The organism is Sphingobacterium sp. InxBP1, from assembly GCF_026191775.1.
GTDB classification, from domain to species: Bacteria; Bacteroidota; Bacteroidia; order Sphingobacteriales; family Sphingobacteriaceae; genus Sphingobacterium; species Sphingobacterium thalpophilum.
The window spans coordinates 487,203-499,543 of record NZ_JAINDX010000047.1; the positions used below are offsets into that span (position 1 = coordinate 487,203).

At 44.9% G+C, this 12,341-nt stretch carries 5 protein-coding genes; all 5 read left to right on the forward strand.

Features of this window, described 5'->3' with window-relative positions; translation table 11 throughout:
• Positions 1-62: 62 nt before the first annotated feature.
• The 5 genes from K7A41_RS17665 to K7A41_RS17685 all read left to right on the forward strand — a co-directional run bounded on the left by K7A41_RS17665 (position 63) and on the right by K7A41_RS17685 (position 12,222).
• Positions 63-4,127 carry a response regulator gene (locus K7A41_RS17665; protein WP_265714729.1) on the forward strand — a complete coding sequence of 1,355 codons (4,065 nt, stop codon included), beginning with the start codon at positions 63-65 and terminating at the stop codon, positions 4,125-4,127.
• 470 nt (positions 4,128-4,597) lie between these two features.
• Complete coding sequence (locus K7A41_RS17670) at positions 4,598-7,594, forward strand: SusC/RagA family TonB-linked outer membrane protein (protein ID WP_265714730.1); 2,997 nt, start codon at positions 4,598-4,600, stop codon at positions 7,592-7,594.
• Positions 7,595-7,611: 17 nt separating this feature from the next.
• Positions 7,612-9,252, forward strand: a complete 1,641-nt coding sequence (locus tag K7A41_RS17675) for a RagB/SusD family nutrient uptake outer membrane protein (protein WP_265714731.1) — start codon at positions 7,612-7,614, stop codon at positions 9,250-9,252.
• Positions 9,253-9,393: 141 nt separating this feature from the next.
• The gene (locus tag K7A41_RS17680) at positions 9,394-10,608 is read left to right on the forward strand and encodes a SusE domain-containing protein (protein WP_265714732.1); all 1,215 of its coding nucleotides are present in this window, start codon (positions 9,394-9,396) and stop codon (positions 10,606-10,608) included.
• 51 nt (positions 10,609-10,659) lie between these two features.
• On the forward strand, positions 10,660-12,222 hold the full coding sequence (locus tag K7A41_RS17685) for a DUF4832 domain-containing protein (protein ID WP_265714733.1): 1,563 nt from the start codon (positions 10,660-10,662) through the stop codon (positions 12,220-12,222).
• Positions 12,223-12,341: the final 119 nt, after the last annotated feature.

The window sequence follows — 12,341 nt, forward strand, 5'->3', positions numbered from 1 at the left end:
TTCCCTTTTAGCACGGAGAAATCGGCGGCGGTAATTTAAATAGTTTTTAAAGCATCGGTTAAATGAAAAAATTCGGTCTGCTAATTTGTGTCATCACTTTTTTCTGGCAATATGTTCTCGCTATCGACGTCTCGCGATACAGATTTCATCTTATGCCCGAAACTTCCTATTATGGAGGTATCCAAAGTATCGCAAAAGATAGCCTTGGCCGGATTTGGTACACTGGCCCGGATGCGCTTTTCATGTACGATGGCAATAGTTTTTATCAGTTAAATGATATCGTTTCGGCCATTAAGCCAATGCAGAAATGGGGGTATGGTTCGTTGATCCGAGACAAAAATGGAAACCTATTTTTAGCTTCGGGCTATGGTTTATTAAAGTTCAATTACGAACGCTTTTCTTTTGATGTCGCCGTACCCGGGAAGATCCGCTCTTTCTGTTTAAATAGCGACGGCAAACTTTATATGCTCTCTGACGACAAGGTGTTGAGCTATGATCCACAAAATGGACATTCTGAAGGCTTCCCATTGCCCACCGACAAGTCTTTTCATACCATATTGAGTGCAAAAGGTCACGTTTTTTTAACGCAGGGAGCCATTGTAAACAAAGTCGAAATGACCAAAAAACGTGTATCCCGCTTCGCGGATTTTGGCGGTTCAAATCAGGTAAACGATATCCTTGAGTTCCGCGGGTTGCTTTATTTTTTAACGCAGCGGGGCGGTATTCATGTAACCGATTTGACAGGAACGTTAAAACAGAAAATCCCGGTGATTGTCGCGCAAAATCAGTCCGTTTTGTCTAAAAAGCTATACTTGGACCCAACAGGGGTCATATGGGTGGCTACGCAGGCCGGCCTTTTCCTTTATAGCCCAGATAACCGCAGTAGCAGCTTTTTGCAGATGAATCTCAATGATGCTTTTTCATTGCCCAACAACTCGATCTGGACGATTTATGGGGACCCCGACCAAGGGGCGTGGATAGGCACCTATGGTGGCAAAATCGCCTACTGCTCTCTCTATGACGCAAGGGTGCGCTATTTTAATCCCAGTCCCGGTGGACTTAATCATCCTATAGTGAGTAGTTTTCAGGAAGATCATTTGGGAAATATATGGATCGGTACAGAAGGTGGCAACCTCAATTATTGGAATAGAAAAAACGATCAATTTAGCCGGCCTCTAAGATCGCAGGGCATCTCGTCAAATGCGAATATGATCAAACGCCTTAAGTTTGACGCAACAGACAGGCACTTGTTCATATCAGCTTATAATGGAGGAATCGTTATCTATGACCCGGACAACAATAGGTTCAGCAGCTTCAATTTCCTTTCTCCCGAAAGCCAGCAACCGTTGACTGTGTACGATTTTGTACAGGACAATACAGGTACATGGTGGATGACAGATCCTGATAAACCGTTTATATATCGAAAACAACCGCGAGGTGGCATAGAGATGGTAAAAGTTGTCGGTGTGCATGGCGAAAAATTAAATCTGGAGGTTGAATCACTGTACCTTAATGAACAAAATCAGCTTTGTCTGATCAGCCATCAGGGCTTTTTTGTGGTGGATACCCGCAGCTTAAAAGTATTAAAGCGCTATATGGTAAAAGACACCGCCTATTCTGCTAACTATCTGTGCAGCTACGCCCTTACCTCTGGTGGCGACGTCTGGCTCGGAACCCTGGGAAAAGGTGTCAATGTGCTCAGGAAAGACGGCACCTACACCAACTACAGTGCTGCCAACGGTTTTCCGGCGAAGATGGTATTTGGCATACTGGAGGATAACAATACCAAAAACGTTTGGTTGAGTACCAGCGAAGGCCTTTATTATTTCGATCAGAAGGGAAATAAATTTGAAAAAGCCAGATTTTATCAGGAAAATAACATTGGCTCATTCTATATCCATGCGGCCTACAAAACATCAAAGGGCGAAATGCTGTTTGGTGGCACCAACGGTTTTGTGCTTTTCGACCCGGCATACCTTAATAAAAATCTGCAGCGTCCTAGGGTGTTTTTCACAGCATTTTTAGTGAACAATAAGCTGGTGACACCGCGCGACGAACCATCCGTTTTGTCAAAAGATATCGGCAGCCTATCCAACCAAAAAGAACAGATAAGGCTTTCGAGCAGTCAGTCCAATGTAGAAATCAGGTTTTCGGCCAACAGCTATCTATCGGCCGATAAAAACCAATTTGCATACCGCATGCTGGGACTCGGCGACGAATGGCAGATTAGTCACGCCAATCAAAAATCCGTACAGTTTCTCAATCTTCCGGGCGGCGATTATACATTCGAGATCAAGGCCTCCAACAACGATGGATTGTGGGGCGACCAGATATCAAGGCTATATATCCACGTTGATCCTCCATTCTTCCTGTCATGGTGGGCCTATTGTTTTTATGTGGCCCTGGCTCTAGCCCTGCTGTTTTTCATTACCCGATATTACACCAATAAAAAAGTATTCAAAGAAAGACTCGCACTGGAGAGTTTAAAGGAACAGAATATGCGGGAACTGAACCAGGCCCGAACGGATTTCTTTACCAATATCTCGCACGATTTAAAAACACCGTTAACGCTGGTGTTGCAGCCGCTCAAACAACTTAAGGAGACCGTAGTCAACAACGATGCTGCAGTGGGATATATGGATCTGATCGAGAAAAATGTATCCAGGATACAGCGGATGATCAGCCAGCTGCTGCGTTTTCGAGAAATTGAAAGCCAAAAAATTACGCTCAATCCACAGGCTGGTGATTTTATCAATTTTGTAAGGGATATCTTCGGTCTTTTTGAACTATATGCCAATAAAAAAGGTATCGAGACCAACCTTGCCGCACATAAAGACAGTTTATATGTGGCGTTTGATTATGACATCATCGAAAAGATCCTGACCAACCTGTTTTCCAATGCACTCAAATATACGCCAGACAACGGCTATGTGGGGGTACGCATCTATTCTGCGACCGAAGAAGAAAAATTGCGGTTTTCATCGGCGGATCTACAGGAGACAGAATACATTTCGGTCGAAGTCTTAAACACCGGAGACGGCTTTTCCGAAGCACAGATTGCCACATTGTTTACCTCTTTCAACCGCCTGTCGTCCCAAAGACCTACTTTTGAAGAAAGTTCCGGGCTCGGTCTTGCCATTGTAAAAGAACTGGTGGATGTGCTGGGCGGAAAAATATGGATGGTCAACAAAGCCGATAAAATTTCGTTTACCATATCATTGCCCTTGAAGAAACAAACCGGATCGGGGGATATGCAGTCAAATGTGTACGATTATACCGTTTCCGAAATTGACGATATCATTATGCAGGATACGGCAGAACCCGAAAAAGGCTTTATGAATATCAAAAAGACAGACAATATCCTGCTCATCGAAGATGACCCACAGTTGCGCGCTTACCTGGAGCAAAGGCTGGGTGAAAAATACAACGTATATACGGCCAGCGACGGCACTGAGGGCTTGACCAAAGCCGAGAAGATCTATCCGCAATTGATCATTACTGACCTGATTATGCCAAACCGTAATGGCCTGGACGTTTGCCGGAGCTTAAGGCAAAATTTTAAGACCAGCCATATTCCCATTATTATGATATCCGGGACAGGAGACGATAACCAGAATAAAATAAAAGCATTAGAATACGGTGCTAACGTCTTTATAGATAAACCGTTTAATGTCGATTATCTATTGCAGCAAACCGAAACTATCCTAAGAACCCAGCAAGAACTGAAAGAAAAATATAGTAAGCATTTTCAGGTAGACCCTTCAAAGGTTACCGTGACCTCCATGGACGAGGAGCTACTAATTAAGGCTATCAAGGTCATCGAGGAAAATATTGATAATGCCAATTATTCTGTCGAAGACTTTGTGTCCGATATGAATGTAGGCAGGACCATACTCTACCAAAAGATACATGATATCGTGGGCATGTCCATCAAAGAGTTTATTTTGAATATGCGTTTGAAAAGAAGTGCCTATCTATTGGAGAAATCAGATCTGACCGTGGCAGAGGTTGCCTATCAGACCGGCTTTAACAATGCGAAATACTTCAGTGTATGTTTCAAAAAACAGTTTGAAGTGAGTCCTTCCGAGTTTAAGAAAAAAGTCGCCGCCGGCGGGAGCAGAAAATAGAGCACCTGCGCCGCTGACTTAGGCTGCTGCCGTTGTGCAATCCCGCATAGCGGCAGCCTAAGTCTAGGTATAAATCCCCAAATCGAGTATAAAAAAACACACTTTATCTGCCTTGTAGGGCAGAAAACGCATGTTTTTGTCTTATGTACAAAATCGAACCATTTTCGTACAAAAACGAACCCCATTAACCAGTCATGACTTTAGTTTTGTGTTAACCAATTAAAAAAAACAAACATGGATATGGAAAATAGTTATGACCGGGTGAATACCTGAAGGAGGGATAACCAAAACTTTATGGACCTGCCCTTGCCACGGAGCAGGCTTTTACGTTACCGGATATTGTCTAAAAACGAAGTTAAACCAAAAAAATGCAAACCTATTGAAGGAAAACCATTTCAAGCTTATTGTCTTTACGGGAAGGGAAAGTAAAGAACGACAATGTGAATTTTCAAACTAACCAATATAAATCAATGATAAAAGAATTACATATCAGGCTCAACAGCTGGTTAATGATTGTCGCCATATTGTTCGTGGCCACAAATTACGGTTATACGCAGACAAAAGATCAAATTACAGTTAAGGGAAAAGTTACCGATGAAGCAGGAGAAGGGTTGATGGGAGTTTCGGTAACGGTCAAAGGTGCCAAGAATACTGTGCAGACAGATGCAAGTGGTCTTTATGTCCTCCAGGCACCAGCAGCCGCTACCTTAGTGTTTACTTATGTGGGTTTCGATAACCAGGAAGCGAAGGTCAATCCATCAGGAATAATGAACGTTAAAATGACCGGAAACAAGGTGCTGGACCAGGTCGTGGTGATAGGTTATGGTACCGCCAAAAAAAAGGATCTGACAGGAGGGCTGGCCGTCGTCGGAAAAGAACAGCTCGGCATGGTTTCCACACCCAACCTGATGGACCGCTTAGTAGGTCAGGTGGCCGGCTTCTCCATTACGACCGCCGAAGCAGCCCCCGGCGCATCACAAACGTTGCTGATACGCGGTGAAAACTCCTTATCCGCAAATAACAGCCCATTGATTATTCTGGATGGGATTCCCTATAGCGGTTCCTTGGCAGACATCGATCCCAATAACGTCGAAAGCCTCTCTATCTTGAAGGACGCCTCTGCCGCGGCGATTTATGGTTCACGTGCATCAAACGGGGTGATCCTCATACAAACCAAGCGAGGAGCCCTCGGCAAAGCTCAGGTGAACTATAAAGGTACCGCCGGTATGGCCGAACCTATGCAACAGATCAATGTAATGGGACCGAATGAGTATATCCGCTTTCAGCAGGATATCGCCCGTATCAGACAGGGATATACAGGCGCCTTGCTGGATCCTATCGCCGGCGATATCATTAGTGTAACAGAGCGCGGCAACTATGCCAAAGGTATTACCCACAACTGGCAGGACTACGTCTTCAGGAAAGCTTTCACCATGGATCATCAGCTAAGTATTTCCGGAGGTACCGAAAATACGAAATATATGGCCGCGCTGGCCGCGCTGGATCAGGAAGGCGTCGTCTACAACTCCCGTTTGTCGCGACTGAATATTACAACCAATGTAGATCAGACGTTCAACAAATGGCTGACCACCGGCGTCGGCTTGCAATATACCCGAAAAAGCGATGGCGGAATCACGCCAAATCTGGAACATGCCATTAAACAAAGCCCCTATGGCAGTTATAAAGACGAATCCGGAAATTATGTGCCCGAACCGATGGAGTACTCCTTAATCGTAAACCCTATGCGCAACGTCAATGGTATACAAGATAGGTACAACAACAATTTCTTCCTTTCAGGATATGCCAACATTTTATTGCCGATAGAAGGTCTATCGTTACGGTCAAACTTTGGCTATAATTATCGCAACGGGTTTACGGGTACCTATTACGGGCGTGATACCTTCGAAGGTAGGGACCAAGGTACCCAGGCTGGGGGCAGTGCGTCCATCAACAATTCTAATTATAATGATTATACCTGGGAGAACCTGCTCAAATACGAACGTCAGCTAGGCGATCACCGTTTGGACGTGACTGGTTTGTTCAGTATGCAAAAAACCAAGAGTTGGTCCACAGGCCAGAGCGGAGCAGGATTTGTCACTGATGATACCGAGTACTTTATGATAGGATCGGCAAGCCGTCTTGTTTCCAATAGTGCTTCATTGTCCGAAACAGCTATGTTGTCGTATATGGGCAGAATCAACTACGGTTACAAAGGTAAGTACCTATTGACTTTAACTGGACGTACCGATGGCGCTTCGGTGTTTGGTATCAACAATAAGTACGCGTTTTTTCCTGTCGCTGCAGCAGCTTGGCAAATTGGGGAGGAGGACTTCCTGAAAGATAAGGTAAAATGGCTGGATATGCTGAAGGTGCGCCTTTCTTACGGGGCCAACGGTAATCAGGCGATTACGCCGTACAGGACTTTGGATCGCCTATATTCCAATGTGAAATATATCTGGGGCGATGACGGAACGGCCGTCACCACAGCCTACTTAGCGGGAGATGGTGTCGGCAATCCCAATCTGAAATGGGAGACGACCTACTCGACCAACCTTGGTCTGGATTTTCAGCTGTTTAAAAACAGATTGAGCGGAACCATCGACGCCTATCTTTCCAAGACCAGAGATCTGTTGATGACCCGTACTGTTCCTATCATGAACGGATACAATAGAATCTGGGACAATATTGGAGCAACGCAGAATAAAGGCCTTGAGGTAACCTTAAATTCAACAAATATTAAAGGCGAAAACTTTCAGTGGAATTCTACAGCCGTGTTTTCATTAAACAGAGACAAGATCGTGGAATTGAGAGGCGATGGCATTGATGATGTTGCCAACAACTGGTTTATCGGTAAGCCATTAAGGGTATTTTACGATTATAAGATGATCGGTGTTTGGCAAAATGGAGAAACCATTCCGGTTGAAGGTGCAGCACCCGGAGCAGCCAAACTCTACGACCGCGATGGTAATAATAAGATTGAGCCCAGCGACCGGGTAGTGATAGGATCCAAAAATCCGCGCTATACCGCGTCTTTGGCCAACAGGCTGTCGTACAAAAACTTTTATGCATCGGCTTTGGTGACAGGAGTTTTTGGCGTATGGCGCGATGACCATATGGCCAATCTGGGGTCCTGGACTTTCGGAATTACCAATTATGTACATGATGCCAACTATTGGACACCCGAAAATCCGCATGCTACGATCGTTTCGCCGGGTTATCTCAACCCATTGGGGCATGGCTATTACAAAAAAGTGAATTATGTGCAGGTGAAAAACATTACGTTTGGCTACAAGTTGCCGCACAATATAGCCAAAAAAGTAGGCGTAAGCGGTATTGACATCAATGCCAGTGTCAACAATCTGAACACTTTTTCCAATATCAGAGAAGTGCTAAACTACGACAACACCTGGATGGCCTCTTACCCTACGGCCCGTTCCTATATGTTTGGCCTAAATGTAAACTTCTAATTTAATACGACATGAAAATGAAAAATATTATTACAACAAGTTTGGCGCTTATCGTATTGTTATCATTGGGCGGCTGTAAGAATTATCTGGATGAAAATTTGAAAACTGAATTGGCACCATCCAACACCTATACCAGCACCTATGGTTTCGAAGTGGGGAGCGCGGGTTTATATGCCCTGACCCGTTCAGAGTATAATACCTATGGTGAAGGTGGAGCTTTTATCCACAATGGTGCTTGTCCATACGAAGCGCTGCAGGTGGCCACAGATATAGCCGATGCCATTAATAGCGACGGTTCGTTGACCGCTTTTGCCAACCTTACTCTGACTGCCTCTGAGCGGTTTGTGGGTACTTATTGGAATTGGGCTTACAATTTGATATCATCGGCCAATCTTATGTTGGTCTATTCCGAAAAGAATACCAACTGGGATAGCCCGTCCGACAAAGCACGTTTTCAGGCAGAAGCACGTTTTTTTAGGGCATACGCTTACCGTACCTTGGTCTACCTCTACGGCGATGTGCCCTATGTCGAGACAATTTTGTATGATTTTCAGCTTAATTTTACCCGCACACCCAAAGCCGAGGTGATCGGCCATATGGTCGAAGATCTAAAGTTTGCTGTAGATAATTTACCCGAAAATCCCGATGCGGTGAAGGAAGGGAAACTGACCAAATGGGCAGCAAGCCATCTCTTAAGCGAAATCTACCTGTTGCAGGGCAATCCTGCGGAAGCGGAAAAGGCAGCGTTGGCAGTAATCAATAGTGGTTATTACAATCTTATGAAAAATAGATATGGCGTGAATGGATCCAAGCCCGGCGACGTATTTAGTGACCTGTTTCTCGAAAATAACCAGAATAGAAAAAGCGGCAACAAAGAAAGTATATGGGTATTGCAATTTCAGTTTAATACCATTGGTGGCGGAACCAATTCTGATGACTGGACCCGTAGAGCCTGGATACCTAACTACTCGTCGATCACAGGGTTTGTGCTGGCCGATACCTTGGGCGGCAGAGGTATTGCACAGCTGGTGCCCATGAAATGGTGGGTAGGTACCAATGGTACCAATGCCACAGGCAATGTAGCCGGTATTTTCGAAGCCAATGATATGCGTAATTCGGGCTACAATATCAAACGCAACTGGTATTACAATAACGCCAACGAGACTTCACTTTATGGCAAAAAAGCAAATATTACCGAACAGACCTGGTTTACGACAAAAACACTGTTTCCGGCGATCACAAAATTCTTTTATGGCCGTCCAGAAAATTTAAGCTTGACGGGCAGTTACAAAGACCGTATGAAGTTCCGTCTGGCCGAAACCTATTTATTGCTTGCCGAAGCTTATCTAGGGCAAAATATGCCTGACAAAGCAGCGCAGGCCGTAAACGAGGTACGGAAAAGAGCCGGAACTTCGGAGATAACTGCCGCACAAATGAATATGGATTTCTTACTCGATGAGCGTATCCGTGAACTGGTGGGAGAAGAAAGCCGAAGGTTTACACTGGTGCGTACCAATAAATTGGTGGAACGTGTCAAAAAGTACAATAATGCAATTAAGGATAAGATCACGGACAATAACGTCTTGTGGCCGATTCCACAGGTAATCCGGGATGCAAATACAGGAGCACCATTCCCTCAAAATCCTGGTTACAATTAAATCAGCTCAGGAAGCTGTTCAAAAAAAGCAATAGCCATTTTGGGCAGCTTCGACATCTGATCACGAAATACAGTCAGGGTTGGTTAGGCGCTCAATAACGCTACCAGCATAATGGATAACCGTCAGTAAACTAATAAACAGATGAAAATAATCAAACATATATATAAAACCCTACTTTTTGTAAGCTTTGTCTTCTGCCTGTCGTCCTGCAAGAAGGGAGTTCAGGATATACCAAAAGTAGAGGAAACGATGACGCTTCAGGCTTCGTCAGATAGCATTGCCCTGGACGGGGATCATCTTAACAAAGATATTGTCACCTTTAGCTGGACGCCGGCACGCACACAGTCCGATGATCATCTGATAAGTTACACCACCGCTTTAGATGTGGTGGGCAACAATTTTGGTACCGGTACAGCTATATTTAATTATGAAGACGATAACGTATTCAGCAGGAGCTTCACTTCCGAGCAGCTGCAGAACTGGGCCAACGAAAAATGGGGTATACCTACAAATAAAAGCTTTACGCTCGAGTTTAGGGTTGTCGCGCAGTGGGAAGGTGGGGGCAGCTTTGAAGCACCAGAAGTTAGAACGGTCAGAGTGGCTGTTACTCCGATTAAAACCGTAGTGTTTGATGCCGACAAAGTGTTTTTGGGCGGCAGTGCCGTGGGGGTAAGCCGCGTTGAGATGCCAAAAACGTTGGAAAACCTCGATCAGTATGCGTATGTGTTGAACTTGCAGCCGGGAGAACTGGAGATTCCGGTGGAATTTAACGGCGAGACCAATTACGTCGTGGCCACAGATGGAAGCGATGTGCTCCAGGATGGAAACCCTGTCGGCATCAAGATGAGAGAAAATGTATTCTCCTGGAAAATAGAAACTGCGGGGCAGTACCGTGTTGTGGTCAACATGCAGAAGGCCACGGCAACCATCTATTCGCCAGCGACAGCGCTTGCACCAAAGACAGTGACATGGACAGGAGACGCTCCGTATACGACCACCGTCACCGATCTATGGATGCATGGCAGTATTAATGGCTGGGGTACACCGTTAAAAATGGATTGTACGGTCAGTCTGGCCGATCCGCAGGTGCTGGTCTATACTGGGGGGAAAGTCGGCACGACCAAGTTTATCGTAACCGGAGATAATAGTAACAATAAAAATCTAGCTTACGCTTTCAGTGCTCCGCTTACATCTGCCGGTGCAGCCCAGACCTTGTCGCTTACGTTGGGCAAAGTAGCTGAATTGGGGGGCGGCACTGCCAGCGCAAACCGAAATTCGTATTTCACCATTCCGGCCACGACCAATGTGCTGATTTTTGATTTAAGAAATATGACGATCCTGGCCTTAAAGCGATGAGTGAACTGATGGTGTAAAAAAGAGCATAAATTAACTTTAACATTTCTAAAAGTGAAGAATATAAAATATAAAATAGCCTGTCTTAAAACAATCGCTGTCGTGTTGTGTCTTTTAGCGGTTGCCTGTAAGAAAAGCGATACTGACCAAGAAAAGGACATACAGGGCACCTTGGTGAAACCCAGTTACAACAGAAGTTCCATTTTTCGCAACCCGTTAAACGGCTGGGTCATGTACGCTTCTGCGTCCGGCACGCCATCCTATTGGGACACGCAGTTTTATGTGCCGGATTTGGGTAAGACCGTCAAAGCCATTGATTATGCGTCTGCCTGCTATATTCGTACCAGCTGGCGCACCTTTAATCCTGCAGATGGTGTGTATGCCTGGAGAGATCCGGGTACAGCCTTATACAAAATGATCAAGGGTGCACAAGAGAAAGGATTGCCGATTGCTTTCCGCATCGTCGTTGATGGTCGGGACCAAGGGGCAAATACGCCACAGTTTGTGTTTGATGCAGGCGCTAAGTATTATATTGCCAATACATCATACCCTGACAGAAAAACACCCGTATTACAAGACCCTATTTTTAGGAAGTATTACGCAAAGCTGATAGAAGAGCTGGCAAAGGACTTTAACGATCTAAATAAAACTTCGTTTATTGACGCGTATGGACTCGGGCTATGGGGAGAGGGACACAGTGTCATTTATGAGGACTTAGATCACCCTTCTGGCCAGAATATTGAAGTCATCAAAGAAGAAGTCATCGACTGGATTTCCGATGTTTATACAAAAAACTTTACCAAGGTGCCTTTACTGATCAATTACCATCGTGTAGTCGGCGATCCTGCAGGAGACGGAGCACCAAACCCCAACTCCGAGAAGCTGTTGACTAAAATGATTAACAAAGGCTACAGCTTGCGTCAGGACGCTTTTGGAATGACGGCTTATTACCAAAGTTGGGAGAAAAATTTTGCCAAAGCCTGGAATTTTAAACGTCCGATTATCATGGAGGGCGGCTGGATCACAACAGGCACGCACCGTTATTGGATCGATCCGAGCGGAAAATACAGAGAGGGCCATCCCGAAGATGTGAGGCAGGGTGAATTTGATGCTTCCCTAGAGGCAGGGGTAAATATGATGGATTTCCGCATCGGCGAGATTGAAAGCTGGTTTACCAAATCTTTCTCTTTGTGTCAGCGTTTCATTTCCGAAGGGGGCTATCGTTTATATCCCGACCGGGTATATTTACCGGAAAAAGTGAACGCCGGAACAGAAACGACCATTACCCATCGTTGGAGAAATATGGGCTGGGGTTATTTCCCGAATAATATCCCCCAATGGAACTATAAATATAAAGTAGCTTTTGCCTTATTGGATGAAGCGAATAATGTGAAAAAAGTTTTTGTGGATGACAATGGTGAGCCCTCCACCTGGCTCAAAAATAATCCCATATCATACGAACTGAAAGTTAACCTGGGTGTACCCGCAGGAAAATATACCTGGGCCGTAGCTATTGTAGATACGACAAATGGTGATCAGCCGGGAATAAAGCTTGCGGTCAATGGTGATCTCACCAGCAGTGGGTGGTTGAAATTATTGGATGTACAAGTCCAATAAAAAGTGCCCAGCGGCCATCATCAAACAGCCACCAACTCATCATTGGTGGCTGTTGTTTTTTGTACAGTAATTTGTTTATTTCCTATCGTTTCCTCTTTCATGTTTCGTCATTCAAAGTT